22 protein-coding genes are annotated in these 21340 nt (G+C 31.5%); 21 read left to right on the top strand and 1 reads right to left on the bottom strand.

Annotated elements, in window-relative coordinates:
• Window positions 1-229 precede the first annotated feature (229 nt).
• From OZP09_RS01895 to OZP09_RS01820, 16 genes are all read left to right on the top strand, one after another.
• A complete protein-coding gene (locus OZP09_RS01895; protein WP_281310188.1) occupies window positions 230-1663 on the top strand; it encodes an MFS transporter in 1434 nt (477 codons plus the stop codon).
• Window positions 1664-1693: 30 nt separating this feature from the next.
• The gene (locus OZP09_RS01890; RefSeq protein ID WP_281310187.1) at window positions 1694-2719 is read left to right on the top strand and encodes a glycoside hydrolase family 43 protein; all 1026 of its coding nucleotides are present in this window, start codon (window positions 1694-1696) and stop codon (window positions 2717-2719) included.
• 227 nt (window positions 2720-2946) lie between these two features.
• Entirely contained in the window at window positions 2947-3957 is a 1011-nt protein-coding gene (locus OZP09_RS01885; protein ID WP_269236247.1) for a GntR family transcriptional regulator, read from the top strand.
• 4 nt (window positions 3958-3961) lie between these two features.
• On the top strand, window positions 3962-5443 hold the full coding sequence (locus OZP09_RS01880) for a xylulokinase (RefSeq protein ID WP_269236246.1): 1482 nt from the start codon (window positions 3962-3964) through the stop codon (window positions 5441-5443).
• A gap of 10 nt (window positions 5444-5453) precedes the next feature.
• On the top strand, window positions 5454-6779 hold the full coding sequence (gene xylA, locus OZP09_RS01875; protein ID WP_269236245.1) for a xylose isomerase: 1326 nt from the start codon (window positions 5454-5456) through the stop codon (window positions 6777-6779).
• Between the two features lie 315 nt (window positions 6780-7094).
• Entirely contained in the window at window positions 7095-7751 is a 657-nt protein-coding gene (fsa, locus tag OZP09_RS01870; protein WP_278009981.1) for a fructose-6-phosphate aldolase, read from the top strand.
• Window positions 7752-8004: 253 nt separating this feature from the next.
• Complete coding sequence (locus tag OZP09_RS01865; protein WP_281310186.1) at window positions 8005-8751, top strand: HesA/MoeB/ThiF family protein; 747 nt, start codon at window positions 8005-8007, stop codon at window positions 8749-8751.
• A gap of 244 nt (window positions 8752-8995) precedes the next feature.
• On the top strand, window positions 8996-9304 hold the full coding sequence (locus OZP09_RS01860) for an NHLP leader peptide family RiPP precursor (RefSeq protein ID WP_269236243.1): 309 nt from the start codon (window positions 8996-8998) through the stop codon (window positions 9302-9304).
• Window positions 9305-9420: 116 nt separating this feature from the next.
• Window positions 9421-11427, top strand: coding sequence for an adenylate/guanylate cyclase domain-containing protein (locus tag OZP09_RS01855; RefSeq protein WP_281310185.1), 2007 nt, complete (start codon window positions 9421-9423; stop codon window positions 11425-11427).
• Window positions 11428-11504: 77 nt separating this feature from the next.
• Window positions 11505-11837 (top strand): hypothetical protein, encoded by a 333-nt coding sequence (locus OZP09_RS01850; RefSeq protein ID WP_269236240.1) that lies wholly within the window; start codon window positions 11505-11507, stop codon window positions 11835-11837.
• A gap of 94 nt (window positions 11838-11931) precedes the next feature.
• The gene (locus OZP09_RS01845; protein ID WP_281310184.1) at window positions 11932-12279 is read left to right on the top strand and encodes an NHLP leader peptide family RiPP precursor; all 348 of its coding nucleotides are present in this window, start codon (window positions 11932-11934) and stop codon (window positions 12277-12279) included.
• A 26-nt stretch (window positions 12280-12305) separates the two neighbouring features.
• The gene (locus tag OZP09_RS01840; RefSeq protein ID WP_269236238.1) at window positions 12306-12665 is read left to right on the top strand and encodes an NHLP leader peptide family RiPP precursor; all 360 of its coding nucleotides are present in this window, start codon (window positions 12306-12308) and stop codon (window positions 12663-12665) included.
• A gap of 37 nt (window positions 12666-12702) precedes the next feature.
• Entirely contained in the window at window positions 12703-13032 is a 330-nt protein-coding gene (locus tag OZP09_RS01835; protein WP_269236237.1) for a class IIb bacteriocin, lactobin A/cerein 7B family, read from the top strand.
• A 42-nt stretch (window positions 13033-13074) separates the two neighbouring features.
• Window positions 13075-13425: a class IIb bacteriocin, lactobin A/cerein 7B family gene (locus OZP09_RS01830; protein ID WP_269236236.1), complete on the top strand. Its 351-nt coding sequence runs from the start codon at window positions 13075-13077 to the stop codon at window positions 13423-13425.
• Between the two features lie 339 nt (window positions 13426-13764).
• Window positions 13765-14949: a glycosyltransferase family protein gene (locus tag OZP09_RS01825; protein ID WP_281310183.1), complete on the top strand. Its 1185-nt coding sequence runs from the start codon at window positions 13765-13767 to the stop codon at window positions 14947-14949.
• Window positions 14950-15021: 72 nt separating this feature from the next.
• The gene (locus tag OZP09_RS01820) at window positions 15022-16203 is read left to right on the top strand and encodes a hypothetical protein (protein WP_281310182.1); all 1182 of its coding nucleotides are present in this window, start codon (window positions 15022-15024) and stop codon (window positions 16201-16203) included.
• A gap of 37 nt (window positions 16204-16240) precedes the next feature.
• Here OZP09_RS01820 and OZP09_RS01815 read toward each other — a convergent pair whose 3' ends face one another.
• Window positions 16241-17005, bottom strand: coding sequence for a response regulator transcription factor (locus OZP09_RS01815; protein ID WP_281310181.1), 765 nt, complete (start codon window positions 17003-17005; stop codon window positions 16241-16243).
• Window positions 17006-17348: 343 nt separating this feature from the next.
• Here OZP09_RS01815 and OZP09_RS01810 point away from each other — a divergent pair, with 343 nt between their 5' ends.
• From OZP09_RS01810 to OZP09_RS01790, 5 genes are all read left to right on the top strand, one after another.
• A complete protein-coding gene (locus OZP09_RS01810) occupies window positions 17349-18014 on the top strand; it encodes a hypothetical protein (protein ID WP_269236231.1) in 666 nt (221 codons plus the stop codon).
• 88 nt (window positions 18015-18102) lie between these two features.
• Complete coding sequence (locus OZP09_RS01805; RefSeq protein ID WP_269236230.1) at window positions 18103-18759, top strand: helix-turn-helix domain-containing protein; 657 nt, start codon at window positions 18103-18105, stop codon at window positions 18757-18759.
• A gap of 46 nt (window positions 18760-18805) precedes the next feature.
• Window positions 18806-19132, top strand: a complete 327-nt coding sequence (locus OZP09_RS01800; RefSeq protein ID WP_281310180.1) for an NHLP leader peptide family RiPP precursor — start codon at window positions 18806-18808, stop codon at window positions 19130-19132.
• An 84-nt stretch (window positions 19133-19216) separates the two neighbouring features.
• Window positions 19217-19738 (top strand): cyclic nucleotide-binding domain-containing protein, encoded by a 522-nt coding sequence (locus tag OZP09_RS01795; protein WP_269236227.1) that lies wholly within the window; start codon window positions 19217-19219, stop codon window positions 19736-19738.
• 35 nt (window positions 19739-19773) lie between these two features.
• Window positions 19774-21339 (top strand): TolC family protein, encoded by a 1566-nt coding sequence (locus OZP09_RS01790; RefSeq protein ID WP_281310179.1) that lies wholly within the window; start codon window positions 19774-19776, stop codon window positions 21337-21339.
• Window position 21340 lies beyond the last annotated feature (1 nt).

Genomic DNA, 21340 nt, shown 5'->3' with positions numbered 1-21340 from the left:
AATTTAATAAGTCAGCAAAAAAGTATATGTTTATACAACTGGATATAATAAATTGTTTTTTAGAACAGTTGTTTTTATAACAATTTGTCATAAAAATATATTTTTAAAATATTTTACACAACCGATTGTTTTTATTATTACTTTAGCGCCAAATTAAATGGCAAAGGATTATTTAAAGTCATTTTTTAAAAACTAAACTAACTAATACATAACCACACAATTAAAATAAATGAATTTATCTTCTCAAAAATTATCTATTAAAGAAAAAATAGGGTACAGTCTGGGTGATTTAGCAGCGAACTTAGTTTTTCAGACCTTAATGACCTATCTGGCTTATTTTTATACCGATATATACGGATTATCACCAACACATTCATCTATAATTATGTTGATTGTAGGGCTCATTGCAGCTTTTATATTTAATCCCATAATTGGTGCACTTGCTGACAGAACCCATACAAAATGGGGTAAATTTCGCCCCTGGATTTTATGGACATCTGTTCCTTTAGGGGTTATTGCTCTTTTAGCGTTTACAACACCTGATTTTTCGTATCAGGGCAAAGTAATCTATGCAATTCTGACTTATTCATTTCTTTTATTATTTTATGCAGCTAATAATTTGCCTTATTCAGCATTAAGCGGTGTTATAACAGGGGATATGGGAGAAAGAAACAGTATGTCTTCATATCGTTTTGTTGCTGTAATGTTTGCTCAATTTTTTGTTCAGGTTTTTATGCTTGGCATTATTAAAAGTGCCGGAAATGGTGATAAAGCAATTGGCATCGAAAAAGTAATGACTGCTTTAGCAATAATTGGAACTATTATGCTGCTAATAACTTTCGTAACTACTAAAGAACGAATCGTACCAAAACCAGAACAAAAATCAAGTGTAAAAGAAGACTTATTAGATTTAGCCAAAAACAAGCCATGGATCATTATGCTGGCGCTTACTTTATTAGTTTTTATAACACTGGCAATTAAAGGAGGTTCTTATGTGTATTATTTTGAGAATTATGTAAACAAACAGGAACTCGCCAGTTTTATACACCCTATCTTAGATTTTCTTTCAGCAATAGGGCTGAATACCTTTGGGAATGATCCTGTTTCTGCCGGATTTGGTTTGTTTAATGCCGGAGGTATTATCTTTATGATAGTCGGAATTACATTATCAAAAAGATTTGCTGACAAGTATGGTAAAAGAAATGTTTTTGGACTGTTTTTATTTATTTCCACCTTATTTGTTATTGCTTTTTATTTCTTTTCTCCAAGCTCAGTGAGCCTGATGTTTTTTTCTCAGATTTTTCATGGGTTTTTCTACGGAATTACGATTCCATTGCTTTGGGCAATGATTGCAGATGTAGCTGATTATTCTGAATGGAAAAATAACCGTCGTGCAACAGCGATTATATTTTCGGCAATGATGGTGGGATTAAAAGCAGGATTAAGTATTGGAGGCGCATTAACAACATCACTTTTAGGACATTTTGATTATGTTCCAAATTCAGCACAACAAACAGATATTGCCATTAACGGAATTAAATTATTAGTAAGCATTTTTCCGGCAATACCTTTTTTAATTGGTGTAGGATTATTGTTTTTCTATGAAATTGACAAAAAAATGGAAGTACAGATCGAGGCTGATTTAAAAGAACGAAGATTATAAAATTATACTATTATTTAAAACAAAAGAACTATGCCTGAGGATAGCATTGAACACATTAATTTTGAGGTAATCAATAAAATTGCCATATCAGAACCATTAGTTAAACATATGTACACGGCCGATCCTTCGGCACATGTATTTAACGGAAAAATTTATATATATCCATCGCATGACATTGATGCCGGGATTCCTTTTAACGATAACGGTGACCATTTTGGTATGGAGGATTATCATGTGTTCTCTATGGAAAGTATAGATTCTGAAGTAATAGATAATGGAGTTGCATTGCATGTGAAAGATGTTCCATGGGCTGAGAAACAAATGTGGGCTCCTGATGCTGCCTGTAAGAATGGTAAATATTATTTGTATTTTCCGGCCAAACGTGTTGACGGAATTTTCCAGATTGGAGTTGCTATAAGCGATTTTCCTACCGGGCCATTTATTCCTGAGCCGGAAGCAATTAAGGGGAGTTATTCAATTGATCCTGCAGTTTTTGAAGACGAAGATGGAAAATTTTATCTTTATTTTGGAGGAATCTGGGGTGGCCAGCTTCAAAAATACCGAAACAATAAATTCTCTGAAGAAAATGAAGAGCCGGGTGAAAATGAGCCTGCATTAGGACCAATAGTAGGGATGCTTACAGAGGATATGACTCAATTTAATGAGTCTCCCAGAGAAATTAAAATTCTTGATAAAAATGGCGATGTATTATTAGCTGGAAATAATGAGCAGCGTTTCTTTGAAGGTCCATGGATGCACAAATACAATGGTAAATATTATTTTTCATATTCTACTGGTGATACTCACTTTATTTGTTATGCAATTGGTGACAATCCATATGGGCCATTTACGTATCAGGGGCGAATTCTGAATCCTGTAATTGGCTGGACTTCACATCATTCTATCTGTGAAGTAGATGGAAAATGGTATCTTTTTTATCATGATTCCAGTCTTTCAAAAGGTGTAACCCATTTGAGATCGATAAAAGTAACTGAAATTACTTATAATGAAGATGGTTCAATAAATACAATTGATCCATACAGAAAAGAAATGTAACCATTAGATTTTATAATTCTAATCAAATTACAATTAGCCTGATAATAACTCAAAAGCATATTTTAGATTTCGATTTTTTAGTAGATAAGAATGAAATATGCTTTTGAGTTGTTATAATTTATTGATTATTTGATATAGTCTATTTTTTAAGAGAAAAATAGAAACAAAATATTTTGTTTAATAAACAAAATATTTTAAATTAGCAGACCAGAACAGAACGGAACAGTATGCTAAAGGAAGAACAGGAAAAGTTTGTATTTGTAATTAATCATGATAGTGATATTCCGAAATACCAGCAATTGGTTAACGGCATAAATAATGCAATTGCAGAGAATATTTTACAAAAAGGGGATTTGCTTCCGTCCGTAAATGCCATTTGCAAAGAAAATCAGTTGTCAAGAGATACTGTTTTTAAAGCATATTCAATTTTAAAAGATCAGAAAATAATTGATTCTGTTCCTAATAAAGGATATTATGTTTCAGGCGAAACAAGAAAAGTGCTTTTGGTATTAGATACTTTCAAAGCATATAAAGAGGTTTTATATCACTCATTTGTGAATAATCTACCGGATAATATTATTACTGATGTACAATTTCATCATTATAATATTGAAGTTTTTAAAACGATTATCAATAATAGTGTCGGAAAGTATTATAAATATGTAGTAATGAATTTTGATGATAAAGAGGTGTCATCAACTTTGTCGGCTATTTCGAATGATAAATTGCTTTTGATTGACTGGAATATACATTCGAAAAAAGAAAATAATTATGTTTTTCAGGATTTTGGAAAAGCATTTTACACTGCATTAAAAGAAGCAGTTGATTTGTTTAAAAAATATAAAAGCATCTGTTTTGTTTATCCGGATTACACGAATCATCCAAAAGAAACACTGGAGAGCTTTAAGAAATTCTGTACCGATTTTAATTTTAAAAATGAAATTAGTACAGATCCGAAAAACTTTAATATTGAAAAAGGAGTCGCTTATATAAGTATCAGTGACCGCATTTTAGGGCATTTTTTAGAACAATGTAAAGAGAAAGAATTTGAGCCTGGTCAGGATGTTGGCTTTTTGTCTTATAATGAAACGCCAATGAAAAAATTTATTTATAAAGGAATTTCAGTTATTTCAACTGATTTTAAAGAAATAGGAACAAAAGCGGCAGCATTTATTACAAATGACGAAGTAGTTCAGTGTTACGTACCAACAAGTTTAATATTAAGAGAATCATTATAAAATTATGTATTATATAGGATATGATATCGGAAGCTCTTCGGTCAAGGTTGGCCTGGTGGAAGCAGCAACGGGGAAAAAAGTAATTGTATTAAACGAGCCGCAAAACGAAATGGAAATTTCGTCATTACAGCCAGACTGGGCAGAACAGGATCCTGAAATGTGGTGGCAGTACATTTGTACAGCAACGAAAAGAGCAATCAAGGAAGCTAATATTGACGCTTCTAAAATTCAGGGAATTGGTATTTCGTATCAAATGCACGGACTGGTTATTGTCGACAAAGATGGGAATCCGCTACGTAACTCTATTATCTGGTGTGACAGTCGCGCTGTTGAAATTGGAAACAAAGCTTATACTGAAATAGGAGCTGAAAAATGTGCTGAACATTTGTTGAATTCGCCAGGGAATTTTACTGCTTCAAAATTGAAATGGGTTAAAGAAAATGAACCTCAGGTTTATAGTAAAATTGCTAAATACATGCTTCCTGGAGATTACATCGCTTTGAAATTGACCGGCGAGGTAACAACAACTAAAAATGGGTTGTCTGAAGGAATGCTTTGGGATTACAAAGAAAATAAAGTAGCGGACTGGCTTTTGGATTATTACGGAATTGATCAGTCCCTGACACCAAATATTGTAGAGAACTTTACAAATCAGGGAATTGTTACCGAAAAAGGTTCACAGGAATCAGGACTTCCTGTTGGAATTCCGATTGTTTACAGAGCAGGAGATCAGCCTAACAACGCATTATCACTTAATGTATTGCGTCCGGGAGAAGTCGCGGCAACAGGAGGTACATCTGGAGTTTTTTATGCAGTTACTGAAACCAATTCGGGTAAAAGTACTCGTGTAAACAACTTCGTACATGTAAATTATTCCGAATCAAATCCGAGAGTTGGAAAATTGCTGAATATAAACGGAGCCGGAATCCAATACAGATGGATGCGTAACAACATAGGAAGTGAATCATATGAAGAGATGAATGAAAAAGCATCTCAGATAAATGTTGGTTCACAAGGATTAGTTGTAATTCCGTTTGGGAATGGGGCTGAAAGAATGTTCAACAATAAAAACATTGGATCTCATATTTTAAACCTGAATTTTAATATTCATACAAACGCACATTTATACAGGGCATCTTTAGAGGCAATTGCGTTTTCTTTTGTATACGGAATGGAATGTCTGAAAGATGATAATGCCACAATTAATGTGATCAGAGCGGGGAATGATAATTTATTCCGTTCAGAAATTTTCTCCAATACAGTTGCAACATTAATTGGACACGAAATAGAAATTTACAATACGACCGGAGCTGTTGGAGCAGCCAGAGCAGTTGGCTTAACTGACGGTGATTTCGAAAAATTTGGTTCAGCAATTACAACTAATGATCATGTAATGACCTTTTTACCTTTAAAAAATAAAGAAGAATATGAAAAGGCTTACCAAAACTGGAAAAAAGAATTAGAAATACTATTAACAAATAAATAAAAAAAACAAAATGATAACTTTAGGAAATAAAGAATACTACAAAGGTATTGGCGAAATTAAATTTGAGGGTGCAGCATCTGACAACCCATTAGCATTTAAATATTACAATCCGGATCAGGTTGTAGCAGGAAAAACAATGCGTGAACACTTTAGATTTGCGATTGCTTACTGGCATACTTTCTGCGGACAAGGAAGCGATCCATTCGGACCAGGGACACAAAATTTTGCATGGGATCAGTCTTCAGATCCTTATCAGGCTGCAAAAGATAAGGCAGATGCTGCTTTTGAATTTATCAGCAAAATGGGATTTGATTATTTCTGTTTCCACGATTACGATTTGATTGCTGAGGGACCAACTTTCGCAGAATCAGAAAAACGTTTGGCATTCATTACAGAATACTTAAAAGAGAAAAAAGCAGCATCAGGGATTAAATTGCTTTGGGGAACTTCAAACTGTTTCTCAAACCCAAGATTCATGAACGGAGCGGCTACAAACCCAGATTTTAATGTTGTGGCAAGAGCCGGTGGACAAGTAAAATTAGCTTTGGATGCTACAATTGCCCTTGATGGGGAAAACTATGTATTCTGGGGAGGTAGAGAAGGTTATATGTCTTTATTAAACACAGATATGGGAAGAGAATTAGACCACATGGCACGATTCTTAACAATGTCAAGAGATTACGCAAGAGCACAAGGTTTTAAAGGAACTTTCTTTATTGAGCCAAAACCAATGGAACCATCTAAACACCAATACGATTTTGACTCTGCAACAGCAATTGGATTCTTAAAAGAGTACGGCTTAGACAAAGATTTTAAAATCAACATTGAAGTAAATCACGCTACATTGGCTCAGCATACTTTCCAGCATGAAATTGAAGTTGCTGCAAAAGCAGGTATGTTAGGTAGTATTGATGCAAACAGAGGTGATTACCAAAATGGTTGGGATACGGACCAATTTCCAAATAACATTCAGGAAACAACTGAAGCGATGTTGGTATTCTTAAAAGCTGGCGGATTGCAAGGTGGTGGAGTTAATTTTGATGCTAAAATAAGAAGAAACTCTACAGATTTAGAAGATGTTTTCTTAGCACACATTGGCGGTGCAGATACTTTTGCAAGAGCATTACTGACAGCTGATAAAATCATCACTTCTTCTCCTTACGAGAAATTAAGAAAAGAAAGATACAGCTCATTCGATTCAGGAAAAGGTAAAGATTTTGCTGATGGAAAGTTAAACCTTAAAGATTTATACGATATCGCAAACCAAAATGGAGAACTAACTCTTCAAAGCGGTAAACAGGAATTGTTTGAAAACATCATCAATCAATACATTTAATTGATTGAATAAAGAAACTTTTCGGTTATCAAAAACCGAAATCATGATTGTTTTGTAGTTTTTTTATCTCTGGCAAATATTTTTGGTTAGTGTATTTGCCGGAGAAAATCCAGTGGATTTACTTAGTGATTTTTGACCGTTGATATTAAATAATCAACGGTTATATCACTGGATTTTACAAAAAATGGTTGAAACAAGTTTTTACGGTGATTTTCTTCACCATCTTTCGTTATACATAAAATTTATTTATTTCCAGTTCATTTATTGAATGAGGATTAAAACACTATTATTAATCAAAAAGAAAAACCACAACTAATGAAATTTTTTATAGACACCGCAAATTTAGAAGATATTAAAGAAGCCCAGGCTATGGGAGTTTTAGACGGGGTTACAACAAATCCTTCATTGATGGCCAAAGAAGGCATTACAGGAAAAGATAACATTTTGAAGCATTATCTTGATATTTGCAATATTGTTGATGGAGATGTTTCTGCCGAAGTTATTTCTACAGATTATGAAGGAATGGTTAGGGAAGGAGAAGAACTGGCAGCTTTACATAAACAGATTGTTGTAAAACTACCTATGATTGGCGATGGCGTAAAAGCCTGCAAATATTTTTCTTCAAAAGGAATCAGAACGAATGTGACTTTGGTATTCTCGGCAGGTCAGGCGTTATTAGCTGCAAAAGCAGGGGCTACTTATGTTTCTCCTTTTTTAGGAAGATTGGATGATGTTTCTACAGATGGGATGAATCTAATTGCCGAAATCAGACAGATTTATGACAATTATAATTATGAAACACAGATACTTTCAGCCTCTGTAAGGCATACCATGCATATTGTAAATTGTGCCAAAATCGGATCAGATGTGATGACCGGACCTTTGTCTGCAATTAAAGGTTTATTAAAACATCCACTTACAGATATTGGTTTAAAACAATTTGTTGAAGATGCAAAAAAAATGAATCTGTAAATAAGTTTTAATTGTATTTTATTTTACTAAATCAAGTTGTTTGATAAAGGGGTAAAGGCAATTTCATAATTCTTAGTTATAAAAAAGTTTATACAAGATTTTAGATAAACTTTCTTTTAATTAAACCATATTAAATCTCAATTTTCATGTGAGGTTTGATATGGTTTTTTATTTTAAACGTTTGTCTTTTAGCTAGTTTTGTGAAAAAAATTTTTTAAAAGGTATCTTTTTAGTTATTTTTATAAGAAAATATATGGAAAAAAGACATGAAAGAAACCGGCTTTATATCAATAAAGAAGATCAGGAATTAATAAAAAAAACTCACATACTTTTAGCTGGAGCCGGTATTGGCAGTGTCATCGCCGAATGTTTATTAAGATTAGGTTTTGAAACTTTGACGATAATTGATGGTGATACTGTAGAACTATCCAACTTAAACAGACAGAATTATACTGAAAAAGATATATCAACAGATAAAGCAGAAGCCCTTAAGGAAAGGTTGCTTTTAATTAATAGTGAAGCAAAAATTACTATTCATAATTGTTTTTTAACGACTGATAATGTTGGCCAATATATTAAAGACCATAAAATAGCTATCAATGCACTGGACTTCACTTCAGATGTTCCGCTACTGTTTGATTCTCTATGTCAAAAGAAAAATATACCAGTCTTGCACCCATATAATTTAGGCTGGGCAGCACTTGTTCTTGTAATTTCAAAAAAATCTGGTTTACATATTTTAGAAAAACAAAACGAAAGATTCAATGAACTAAATGTTGTAGATTACGTTTCAAATTATATGAGAAATTCTGGAAATCCACAGGAATGGCTCGAAGAAATAGTTGATAGATATAAAAAGGAGAAGAAAAAACTCCCTCCGCCTCAGTTATCCGTTGCATCATGGCAGGCAGCAGCTGTCTGTACTTCAATCTCTTTTGACATTGCTACGAATAAATCTGTAAAAACATTTCCAGAGTTTTATTTTACAACGATTGGATAGGTAAAATTTTCTTTCAATACAAATTATATTTTAATTAAAACTGTGTCGGATTTATTCGTCACAGTTTTTTTATTTAAAATAATCAGCCTAGTAGTATATAAAAAAAGTAATTATGAAAGACTACAAAAAAAGGTAATAAATAAGCTTATTTGCTTTTTGTCAGTCTATTTGGCAATTCTATATTATTTAATGCTAATAATTTTACAAGTGTAAAGAAACAAGTTTAATCTAAAAACATAAAAAAATGGAATTATTTAATGATCAGAAAATTTTGGAATCCATTGTAAAAAAAGCGTGGGATGATCCAGTTTTTAAAAGTAATTTGATAGCTAGTCCAATTCAAACGCTTGAAAGCTTTTTAGGAAAGCCAATCCAGCTTCCTGAGGGAAAAACTATTAGTGTTATAGATAAGTCAAACGCATCTGCCATTTATATTAGTATACCGGTTAATCCAGAGATAATCATGGAAGATGCAGAATTATCCGAAGAACAATTAGACTACATTTCAGGTGGAGGCGGAGATGGACAAACTCCTCCAATTATTGTTAAATAGTGATTTGTATTTGATATTTAAAACGAGTAGTATTTCTGTTTAAGATCTCAATCTTGAAATAAAAACGTATATGCTCATTTGAACATATACGTTTTGAATTTAAATTAAGACCATCAATGAAAATTTTACATACATATTTTCAGTTTCTTTTTTTTCTGACTTATGGAATAAGTTTTTATGCGTATCCAAAAACAATTGTGACACATAAGCGTATCGTACAACCTATTGCCGAAAATAAGAAAACAGCTGATAGTTTGTTAAATATAGGAATTAAATATCAGGATACAGGCAAGTTTTTAGAAGCAATGGTTTTGTTTGAAAAATGCCTGAGTTTATATCAAAAATTAGGTGATCAAAAAGGTATTGGGGATAGCTTTAATAAAATTGCAACCACATATTATTATCAGGGAGATTATTTAAAAGCCCTTTCTTACTATAAGAAATGCAAAGAAATTTATGAAAAAATTGATTTCAAAAAAGGGGTTTCTTCAGCATTAAATAATATGGGGGCTGTTTATTATTATTTAGGAAATTATCCAAAGGCATTAGAATTTTATAATCAGGCCATAAAAATTCAAAAAAAAATTGGAGACAAAAAAATAATTGCTGCAACAACTCAAAATATTGGAGGTATATATATTGATATTAAAGACTACACTAATGCAATGATTTACTCCCAAAAAGCCAAAGCTATTTATAAAGAGCTAAAAGATTCAACAGGAATCTCTCATAACTTAAATGGTGCAGGAAAAATTTACATGATGCAGAAGCAATATACTAAGGCCTACAGTTACTTTAATCAGGCTTTGAAAATTGCTGATGAGATAAATGATCAACAAAAAAAGATAGAAGTACTTTATAATTTAGGAGAACTATTTCACACCCAGGGCGATCTTATAAAGTCCTTATCCTATTATAATAGCTGTCTAAAGTGGGCACAAAAAATTAATAGTTTACAATATACAGCTATTTCGCAAGTCGCTATTGGTACTACATTAAATCAATTGGGTAAAAATGACAAAGCCATTGAAAAATGTAAAATGGGACTTAAAATTGCAGAAAACTTAGGAGCCTTATCAGTAAAAAAAGAAGCTTGTAAATGTCTTTATCAAGCTTATAAGTCTTCTGGCAATTCTAAATCGGCTCTTAATTTTTATGAAAAATCTAATGCTTACAATGATAGCTTAAAGTCTGAAGAAACATCTAATAAGATATTGAATATGGAATTTCAGAAGGCTATGTTGATGGATAGCATTGCCTATGTAACAAAAGAGCATACTCTTGAAATTAAACATAAAGAAGAAGTTCAAAAGAAGGAAAAGCAAAAAAATCTAATTATTATTTCTCTGGGTTTTATAATATTGATAACAATTGCTTTATGGAATAGGCTAAACTATGTTCGAAAATCCAGAGAGGCATTAAAAATTGAAAAAGACCGTTCAGAAAAGCTTTTACTAAATATCCTACCTGAAGAAATAGCTGAAGAATTAAAAGAAAAAGGTTTTGTTAACGCCAGGGATTTTAATTTGGTTTCAATTCTTTTTACCGATTTTAAATCCTTTACGCAAACTGCCGAAAAAATGTCACCACAAGATCTTGTAGAAGAAATAAATGTTTGTTTTAAAGCCTTCGACTTGATCTCTGATAAATATGATATCGAAAAAATAAAAACTATAGGCGACTCTTATATGGCTGCCGGAGGGATACCAAACCCAGACGAGAACTCGCTAAAAAATATCGTTTTGGCGGGATTAGAAATGCAGGAATTTATGATAGAAAGAAAAAATCAGAATTCAGTTATAAATAAGCCGGCTTTTGAAATGCGTCTTGGTATACATGCTGGACCAATTGTTGCCGGTATTGTTGGGGTCAAAAAGTTTCAATATGATGTTTGGGGAGATACCGTAAATACTGCCAGCAGGGTAGAGAGTAACGGAATGGCCGGTAAAGTTAATATAAGTGAGTCTTTATACAATCTTATCAAACAGGAGAAAAGCTTCCAATTTGAGTACCGTGGAAACATTTATGCTAAAGGAAAAGGAGAAATCAAAATGTATTTCGTTTCAAAACAAGATATGATTGTCGATGAAAATAGTATTTTAATCGATGAAATACATATTTAAGTGTTTTTTGTCAGTTTATTTGTCATTTTTATAATCTAAAAGACTTCTAATTTTACATTATACAAAAGGACATAATCATGGAACAAAATAAAGAAGAAGAGGTTTTAAGATTAGTAATCTCCAAAGCATGGGAAGATGTTAATTTTAGAAGAATCCTGGTTTCAGATCCTATAAAGGCAATAGAAAATCTGACGGGAGCTAAGATTGTTTTACCTGAGGGAAAAACACTTGTAATTAATGACCAGACAGACACATCTAAGGTTTACGTTAACATTCCGAGTGAACCAAATATCGATGATATAGAACTTACAGAAGATCAATTAGAAATAATTGCCGGAGGCGGACAAACAGTATGGCCTGATCTTATTAATAGTTTATTTCCTGCATTAAAAAATTACATAATAATATAAACATGGTTTTGAATAACACTTATCTATTCAACTCCATTATCCTTATAGATTTATTAAACAATATTACTATTAATACACTTAAAAAATTATTATCATGGAAATTACACAAGAACAAAAGTTGTACGCAGAAATTGTACAAAAAGCATGGGATGATGCTGAATTCAAAAAAAAATTAATAACAAACCCAGTTGAAGTCATTGAAAATTTTACAGGAAAAAAATTGAATTTGCCTGCAGGCAAAACGATTATTGTAAGGGATCAGACAGATGAGTCTGCTGTTTATATTAATATTCCTGCAGCTCCAAAATCAGTAGATGCGCAATTGAGTGATGCACAACTTGAAGCTGTTGCTGGTGGTATAATAGGTCCTGGAGGATGTATCCCAATGCCAGGTCCATGGATACCAACTCCAACTTTTCCAAAAGATATATTTATATTATAAAAATAGTAACCTAATCCTTTTAAATCATGGAATTTTCACAAGAACAAAAAATGTATGCTGAAATTGTGCAAAAAGCATGGGAAGATGCTGAATTTAAAAAAGAATTAATAGCTAACCCAGTCGCTACAATTGAAAAATTTATTGGTAAAGAATTGAATTTACCAGAAGGAAAAACATTAGTGGTAAGAGATCAGACAGATGAATCTGCGGTTTATATTAATATTCCTGCAGCAAAACAACTGGAAGATGTTGAATTAAGCGCAGATCAATTAGAGTCAGTAGCCGGAGGATTACAGACTATTGCAATCTGGCCTCCAATTTCAGTAGTCCCAAAATGGCCTCCTATTATTTGCTTTCCTCCAGGGCCAGAACCAGAACTATTATAAACGCAATTTAGTATTAACAAATCAAAATCATAAGATCATGGAAATTACATTAGAACAAAAATTGAATTCACAGGTTGTACAGAAAGCATGGGAAGATAAACAGTATATGAATGAGTTAATAGCTAATCCTGTAGAAGCAATAGAAAAATTAACCGGGCATAAAATTAGTTTGCCTAAAGGACAAAAGCTAGTAGTAGTAGATCAGTCTGATGCTTCTACAGTTTACTTCAACGTTCCAAGAAAATTAGATATTAACAGTTTGGAATTAACTGAAGAACAATTAGAACAGGTAGCAGGCGGAGTCTTACCATTAATTCTGTATGGGGTTTGTGTTGGGATTGCAATTTATGCAGCATCACATCAATAATAATATTTCGATATAAAATATATAACACATAAAAAAAACACAATGAAAACGACAATAGAACAACAGGAAAAAGGTGCAGAGTTAGTAAAAGTTCTGGCACAAAAAGCATGGGAAAGTACAGCTTTTAAAGAGCAATTGATCAAAGACCCTATCGCGGCAATCGAGCAAGTTACAGGAAAAGCTTTATTACCTAGCGATAAAAGAATTGTTGTTGAAGACCAGACAGACGAATCTGTAATTTATTTCAACATTCCTGCTAAAATCAATTTGGATGAGCTGGAACTAACAGAAGAACAATTAGAAATGTTGGCTGGTGGAATCTTACCAGTAGTAGCATATGCGATAGGTGCTGGTATTGGTTTTGGTTTATGCTGGCTGGGTTCGCATGTATAGAATTTTAAAACCTTATTTAGTTTTAAATTATATCAAACAACCACTTTTTAGTGGTTGTTTGATAACTTTTTACAGTTAATTTGCATTTTCAATTACAGAATTATGAGTAACAATCAGTTTCGGCCAATTGCCATAATCATAGCCATTATCTTGGGTTTCATAATATTTAAACATTTTGATTTTAGTACTTTGACACTCAAAAAGCCATGGCTGGATAGTATATATATTATAACTTTTGTCATAATATTGTTTTTTTTGTTTAAAGATAAAGTCAAGATTAAATAAAATAATTGATTTATCCACTCATTTTATAATTAAAATAACTTTAAATATCAAGCAGTGATAAATATTTTAAACATACCTTACTTTGCAGGAGGACTTTCACACTTAATTCCTTTGTATGTTCTGCATCACAGGTATTTTAGAAATAATGTCAAATATAACAATCAGTTTTTGGTAGGTAATAATTTGCAGACATTGCTTAAAATTCAAAATGTTAATTGTGTATCAATGGATTATTTTGATAATGATGAACTAATCAAATCTAAAGATTATTTTAAATTAACAGAATATCTGGTTGAAAAAGAAAAAGAAGCTTACAATATAGTTAAGCCTTCACTAATTATCGAGGACACTTCTTTTACTTCACCATTAATTGCTGAAAAAAATCATATACCAAGAATTTCAATTCAGCGTACCGGCTTTTTTAGAACTATAGATAAGAGTTACAGGAATAACAACCATGTTCATTCTATAATGAAAGGTAATAATTTTGAAAAAGCTGTAATTTTTTCAGATTCTAAAATTAAGGAGCTACCAAAGTATAATAATTCTGATTTGTATTTTTTTCAACAATATTTAAAACCTAAAGTCAAAATAATTCCTGGAATTCCAACAATTGAGTGCTTGCCTGAAAACATAGAAAAAAAAGAATCCTATTTTTATTGCGGACCTCTTATTATTATGGATAGACCTTCAAAGAATTTATCTGAGCGGCTTAGTGTTTTTTTACAAAGTAATAAGGAAAAGCCTATCGTTTTTATTACTACAGGAACTGTTGACATGACTCCTGTAGAAAAGTTTATAGAGTATTTTGTGAAACGCAACTACGCCGTCATCACTACATGTAATTATGAAATAAATAATACATATAAGCAGCAGGTCTTTTATAATAAATTACTTCCTCTTAACTATATATGCGGAATTTCAAATTTAGTTATTCATCAATGTGGTTCCGGTATGTATCATTATCCTATAATCAATAAAGTCCCTTCGTTAACTCTGGGTACTCAATGTTATGATAGGGAAGACATTGCCATAAGATTACAGGAATTAGGTGTTTCTGGTCACATTCCACACCCTGCAGATAATGCTGATTATTGGAGTGTGTTTGTGAATATGGTCCATAAATTTGAAACAAAAACATTGACAAATCGTGATATGATTGATAAACTTCATGCTGAAATAAATACAACCATGTCAAATTTTGAAATGAATGAAGTTATTGAATATGCTTTATCATAGAAAATATTTAAATAAGAATCTTTTTATACAGTATAATTGATTTCATTTTTAAATGCTTAATACAATAATATCATGAATATTCTTACTATACCTTATATCGCTGGCGGAATTTCTCATTTGATTCCGTTATATGTTTTACAGCAAAAGTATTTAACAAATATAACTGGGGTTAAAAATCAGTTTTTAGTAAATAATAATTCGCAAAGATTTCTTATGATGCAAGGTGTAGACTGTGTACCTATTGATTATGGATTTGACGAGAATCTTATTATGTCTAAAGATTTGCTGAAAATTAATCAGTGTGTAGTTGAAATGGAAAAAAAAGCATATGAAATGGTGAAGCCATCATTAATTATAGAAGATACAGCCTGTTTTACACCATTGATTGCCGAGAAGAACGATTTGCCCAGGGTTTCAATTCAGCGTACTGGTATTTTTAGATATATTGATAAATTTTTTAGAAATGATAAGCATATTCATTCTTTTCACAAAGGAAGTAATTTTGTAAAATCTGTAGATTCTTCAAATTTATATAATTCAGAATTATCAATGTTCAAGGCGGCAGATCTATGTTTTTTGGAAAAATATATAAAACCGAAAGCTAAGATTATTCCAGGAATCTCCACAATTGAACGTTTACCGGACAACATTACAGACAGGGAATCTTACTTTTATTCAGGGCCACTTCTTGTTATGGATAAACCCTCTAAGGATTTATCTGCCAGATTAGAGGATTTTTTAAATAATAATAAACAAAAACCAATAGTTTTTATTACAACAGGCACTGTAGACCGGACTCCAATAGAAAATTTTATAGAGTTTTTTGTCAAACGTAACTATGCTGTTATCACTACTTGTAATTGTGAAATAAATGATAAATACAAACAAGAAGTTTTTTATAATAGATTATTTCCATTACACTATATATGTGGAATTTCAAATTTAGTAATTCATCAGTGCAGCGCTTCAATTTATAATTATCCAATAATGAACAGAGTGGCATCCCTAACAATCGGTACTCAATGCTACGATCGTGAGGATATAGCATTAAGGCTGCAGGAATTAGGTGTTTCAGGGCATATTCCTCATCCTGACGATAATCCTGACTACTGGAATGTTTTTCTTGAAATGGTTGATAGATTTGAAAAAAATACCTTAACAGATTTTGATATGTTAGATAAACTCGCGGCAGAAATAAATGAAACAATGGCAAGTTTTAAGATGGAAAAAGTTATAGAATACGCTTTAGCATAGATTATAAAATTAATAATATAGTTACAGAACGTTATTTTTAAATTAGTTTGTTATTAGTCGCATAAACAATTGCTTCAGATATATTGGTGACTTCTAATTTTTCAAATAATTTTCTTCTGTGAAATTTTACAGTGTCTGGTGAAACATATATTTCATTCGCTATTTCATTTATGGTAAATCCTCTGGTAGAAAGCTGTAAAATCTCTTTTTCTCTTTTGGATAAGGATGTTTTTTCTGAATCTTCCCAAAATCCTTTATTGAGATTATAATTATAAACTTTATTTTCACCGTTTTTATATATCTTGATATTCCCGGCTTTACGTTCGGATGATAATGAAATAATACATATTGCTTTCCAAATTTTACCAGTTTCAGTTAAAAAAAGAGGGGTTAGTTTCTGATTAATTAAAATCAGCTTCCCTTCTTTATTTTTTAAATGAAAATCATATGTTATGGTATATTGGGTTCTTTCAGTAATGGGTAATTTTTCATAAAAATCAAAACCAGCAGAATTAATTTTTAGCAGTAACTCTAAGTCGGCCTCGGGAACATGTTTGAAATAAAAAGAATATCCCATTTCTTGTATCTCTTCAGCAGTATTACCGCAAAGAAATAATGGATTATCAGAAACAAATTCAAAGCCTTGCTTTAAGTAATCTATAACATAAATACTGGTATAAGTAGCTCTCGAAAACGCTTTTATTGGCTCTAAATATTCTAATCTTTTAGAAATTTCTTCATCAGTTAAGCCAGAAATTATATTTCTCGAATCAAAAAACGAATTTAAATCTGCTCTATTCATTTACATCTAGTTTTATTCAAATTTAATTGTTTTTTACTGTGTATGAAAATAATTACATATTTGTAGTGTGTTTTTATCAAATGAAAAATATAACAGATACATGTTTGAAAAAAAAACATGATTTTAACTGATTTTCAAACAATTAAATATTAAAAAATATGAGGTAAATATTGTAAATGTGTAGTTATAAACATCTTTGTTAAAATTACAGCTTTTTTTGGTACTGATTTATTCTAATACAACTACACAAAAGTATAGTTTGTTCATTTTCAATTTAATACTACAATTTGGTGTAGTGAATTTATAATATATGAAAATTAGCTTTGTTAGAAAACCAAGACCCATGAACATTACACAAAGTTATTTAGAAAGATTAGAATTAGATCAGCTAACAGAATTAGCAAAGTTTGTAGTTGAAGAGAATTTCAGTCATCATTGCGAAAATGTAACTACAAAGGAACTTGTTAACGACACTCAGGAAGTGTACGATGAAGAACTAAACTATTTCAAAGATTCTGAAATTTTTGTTGCTAAAGATTTTTCAGGGAACATTGAAGGATCTATAAGGGTGATTAAATGGGATTATAAAGCTAAACTCCCTATTCAGAAAATCTTCGATATAGATCCATTAAGTGTTTTAAATTACTCAGAAAAATTGTCCTCAATATGGCATATAGGCAGATTTGCAACAAAAAAGAATAGTAAGGACAGAACTTTATTCAGAAGATTAATGGTTTGCGCTATTGCTCCAATATGTGAGCAAAAGAATGGTGTTGCTCTGGCGGAATGCGATAGCAAGTTATTGAGAATTATGAATATGTTAGGGATAAAAACACATATTATTGGTGCCTCAGTTTATTATTTAGGTTCTGAAACTATCCCGATAGCAATGACTTATGATGGCTTAAAAGACTTTTATTGTAAGAACAGGTATTTGATAGCAGATCAGTATATAGATAAAATACCGAACCCAATATTTAAAAATCAAGAATACATTTATCAGGCATAATGTTTTAAAGTTTTTTTCTCAAATTCAAAATGACTTTTCAAAGCCGGGTTGTTAAAAATTGTTCACTAACAAATTAATTTCCATTAAAATGATAAATCAAATTACAAAAAGCACTACAATTGACTGGTCATCTCCGGATGTACTTAATCAGATTGTTCAAAACATCAAGAGCCCATTAGATACGATTATCACTGCAAGTAAACCCGATACTGTTGATACAAAAGTTAAGAATGAAATTATATTTTCAAGTAGTAAACAAATAAACGATCTGATTGAAGAAATTTTAAAAGAAATCAAATCAAAGTCCGTAAGTCTCACAATTCAGGGACGTCCTGATATTTTTGATATTTATGAATCTAATAAAAATGTACAGAGTTTGTGTATGGATAAAATAAATCCGCAAAAAGTCACAAAACTAGACCAGGACTGGCTCATAAATTTAGAAAAAGAAATTTATAGTTCAATTAATCAAAATGACATGAACTTGTATGAACTATCATATAAAATGGCAGTTAGTGAAAGACAATTGCATAGAAAAATAGCCAATTTGGTCCATTTGACACCAAATAAGTATATACGCATCCTGCGATTGCACAAAGCAAAACAGCTGATTGATAATTACATTCAAAATTCAATTTCTCAAGTTGCCTATTCTGTGGGATATAATGATGTACATTATTTTTCAAAACTATTTTCAAGTCAGTATGATATTTCTCCTAAAGAGTTAATAAACTCTTTAAGATGAAAACATATAAAATAATTAGCAGTATAAAAAATTAATAGCAAACGAAATGATACTAACAGAAGAACAAAAAAAAGGTCAGGATGTGTTTTTCAGGATAATTACGGAAGCCTGGGAAAATGATGATTTTAAAGAGTCATTGATTATAAATCCTGAAAAAACACTGGAAAAATTTTTTGGAAGAAGTCTCCCAACAGGAAAAAAAATCATGGTAGCTGACCAGTCTAATCCGGACTATATATACATCAATATACCTGTAAAACCAAACATTAAGGATATTGAATTAGACGAGAAAAAATTAGATAAAGTAAACGGTGGCTCTGTGATTACAGATTATGAAAGCCTATATGATTCATTACGCAGAATTCATAAATGATTTTCACTGTCAGATATGTCAGATTTTTTGTCTGAATCAACAGCACAAATTAAAATAAATTAGTTTAACCTTAAAAAATACATTATGAAACGAGCACTTTTTTTCTTAGGCCAGTTAAATAGCAGAGATGTAGAATGGATGATTCAAAATGGTCAAAAAATAGAATTAGGAATTGGTGAAAAACTGATTCAAAAAGGCAACTTTATTGACAGTCTTTTTATCATATTATCTGGTCAGTTATCTGTTTGTTCAGAAAATGGAGATAAAGATGATATTGCAATTTTAGGATCTGGAGAGGTTGTAGGAGAAATGTCTTTTCTGGAAACAAGACCACCTTCAGTTTCTGTAATTGCAAAAAAGGTATCAACAGTATATAAGATTTCCAGACAGGTCATAGAATTAAGGCTTTCAAAAAACCCGGATTTCAGAGCTAATTTTTATTATGCCTTAGCCTTATTTCTTTCTAACAGATTAAGAAAAACTACAGATCAGCTAGGTTATGGTATCCCTGAGGAAGAAGACCTGATAGATACCAAAATTTTGGATGGTGTTGCCCAGGCTGGTTCCCGGTTTGGACAAATTTTAAATAGTTTTTCGCAGGCATAATCTAAGGAAGTTATAAATTATAAGATCAAAATTTAATGAGGGCTTACTATTTCTTTTTTTCTGTATTGATTGTTACTGTTAATGACCTCTACAGTCAATCTAAAATTAAATGTGATTTAATTGAAATTTCAAATATTGCATTTAATAAAAATCCGAATATTAAAAGCACTTATTATGCTGTACAAAATGCCGAAGCGGGCGTTCAGGTTCAGGCAGGGACATTCGATTATAATCTGAATTCAAATGTTATTTATCAAAAAAGCAGGTATAATCTTTATGATGCTGATCCCAGAAATGAGTTTATCGACAGCCCTTTGAAATCTAATTCGGTTGAATTTGCCGCTAACCTTGTAAAGAAATTCCGAACCTCACAAATAGCAGAAGTAAGTTTGAGATATCTTTATAAAGATAGTAATTTTCCCTTCAATAATTTTAATGAGTATGTTGGTCCTTTTTATGGTAACCATACCGGAGTCCTCAATTTTTCGTTAACCCAGCCGTTGTTAAGAGGAAGAGGAAAAAGAATTACTACAACAGGAGAAAGGATTTCAAACCTTTATATTGATAAAAACAATTATGACTATGAGTTTACCAGCTCATATGAAATTTTACAAATAGGATTAGCATATTGGAGTTATTATACAGCATTTAAAAGCTTAGATGTTTATATTCAAAATGAAACGAGGGTACGCAACCTGTTAGAAATGACAAATGAGCTGGTTAAAGCTGATAAAAAACCTCAGGGAGATCTGGCTCAGATTAATGCAGATTTGACCAATCAGGAAAGATTAACCGCTATTGCAAGACAAAATTTATACACTGCAAAGATAAATCTGGGAAGAGCTATCGGATTATCTGAGGAAGAAAGCCAATTGTTAGATGTTCCTGCCAATGATTTTCCGGAAGTTGCCAAAAGCGGTTATAGTGGAAATAGTAATAAAAACGCATTTATTAAAACCGCTCAGGAGAATAGAGGAGATTTAAAAGCCATAAAAAAAATCTCTGAAGCTGTAGAACTTCAGTATCAGTTAGCCGAAAACAACCTGAAACCTCAACTGGATTTGACCGGATTTGTCTATTACGGAAGCACCAGTAATGGTAATGGAATGGATAAAACTTTATCTTCATTTGTAAACAATCAGGGGCAGGATGTAGGAGGAGGAGCAAAATTAACGTTTATGTTTCCTTTAAATAATAATGTAGCAAAGGGAAATTATTCGATTAGTAAAATTGCGGTAAAAGATCAGCAGGTAATAAGAGATAATACCCAGAGAAACATCGAATTAAATATAAATATTGCTACTAATAATTTAAATAATAGTGTTGTGATTCTTGAAAAGGCAAAAGAATCAATGGCATTTTATCAGGAAGCGTTTAATAACGAACAAGTCAAATTTCAAATGGGTTTAACAACTCTTTTTAATTTAATGCAGTTTCAGGAAAGATACACTTATTCAGAACTGGAATATCTGAATGCGGAACAGCAGTTTTCAAATGCAATCATTAGCCTCAGACATGAAACAGGAACTCTTGTTGCTAAAGAAAATCTTGATTTTAATGTAATCCAGAATGCCTTTTATACTGTGCCTAATATAAATTAAT

It is taken from the genome of Flavobacterium flavigenum (assembly GCF_027111255.2).
Taxonomy (GTDB): Bacteria; Bacteroidota; Bacteroidia; order Flavobacteriales; family Flavobacteriaceae; genus Flavobacterium; species Flavobacterium flavigenum.
The sequence above is the reverse complement of the archived record's forward strand: the minus strand, read 5'-3'. Positions and strand labels throughout refer to the sequence as shown.

Coding starts and splice junctions, on each gene's coding strand:
- OZP09_RS01840 (WP_269236238.1), top strand. CDS start 12,306: ATGGAATTTTCACAAGAACAAAAAATGTATGCTGAAATTGTGCAAAAA.
- OZP09_RS01845 (WP_281310184.1), top strand. CDS start 11,932: ATGGAAATTACACAAGAACAAAAGTTGTACGCAGAAATTGTACAAAAA.
- OZP09_RS01895 (WP_281310188.1), top strand. CDS start 230: ATGAATTTATCTTCTCAAAAATTATCTATTAAAGAAAAAATAGGGTAC.
- OZP09_RS01815 (WP_281310181.1), bottom strand. CDS start 17,005: ATGAATAGAGCAGATTTAAATTCGTTTTTTGATTCGAGAAATATAATT.
- OZP09_RS01800 (WP_281310180.1), top strand. CDS start 18,806: ATGATACTAACAGAAGAACAAAAAAAAGGTCAGGATGTGTTTTTCAGG.
- OZP09_RS01890 (WP_281310187.1), top strand. CDS start 1,694: ATGCCTGAGGATAGCATTGAACACATTAATTTTGAGGTAATCAATAAA.
- OZP09_RS01795 (WP_269236227.1), top strand. CDS start 19,217: ATGAAACGAGCACTTTTTTTCTTAGGCCAGTTAAATAGCAGAGATGTA.
- OZP09_RS01810 (WP_269236231.1), top strand. CDS start 17,349: ATGAACATTACACAAAGTTATTTAGAAAGATTAGAATTAGATCAGCTA.
- OZP09_RS01865 (WP_281310186.1), top strand. CDS start 8,005: ATGGAAAAAAGACATGAAAGAAACCGGCTTTATATCAATAAAGAAGAT.
- OZP09_RS01835 (WP_269236237.1), top strand. CDS start 12,703: ATGGAAATTACATTAGAACAAAAATTGAATTCACAGGTTGTACAGAAA.
- OZP09_RS01880 (WP_269236246.1), top strand. CDS start 3,962: ATGTATTATATAGGATATGATATCGGAAGCTCTTCGGTCAAGGTTGGC.
- xylA (WP_269236245.1), top strand. CDS start 5,454: ATGATAACTTTAGGAAATAAAGAATACTACAAAGGTATTGGCGAAATT.
- OZP09_RS01885 (WP_269236247.1), top strand. CDS start 2,947: ATGCTAAAGGAAGAACAGGAAAAGTTTGTATTTGTAATTAATCATGAT.
- OZP09_RS01855 (WP_281310185.1), top strand. CDS start 9,421: ATGAAAATTTTACATACATATTTTCAGTTTCTTTTTTTTCTGACTTAT.
- OZP09_RS01830 (WP_269236236.1), top strand. CDS start 13,075: ATGAAAACGACAATAGAACAACAGGAAAAAGGTGCAGAGTTAGTAAAA.
- OZP09_RS01805 (WP_269236230.1), top strand. CDS start 18,103: ATGATAAATCAAATTACAAAAAGCACTACAATTGACTGGTCATCTCCG.
- OZP09_RS01790 (WP_281310179.1), top strand. CDS start 19,774: ATGAGGGCTTACTATTTCTTTTTTTCTGTATTGATTGTTACTGTTAAT.
- OZP09_RS01820 (WP_281310182.1), top strand. CDS start 15,022: ATGAATATTCTTACTATACCTTATATCGCTGGCGGAATTTCTCATTTG.
- fsa (WP_278009981.1), top strand. CDS start 7,095: ATGAAATTTTTTATAGACACCGCAAATTTAGAAGATATTAAAGAAGCC.
- OZP09_RS01850 (WP_269236240.1), top strand. CDS start 11,505: ATGGAACAAAATAAAGAAGAAGAGGTTTTAAGATTAGTAATCTCCAAA.
- OZP09_RS01860 (WP_269236243.1), top strand. CDS start 8,996: ATGGAATTATTTAATGATCAGAAAATTTTGGAATCCATTGTAAAAAAA.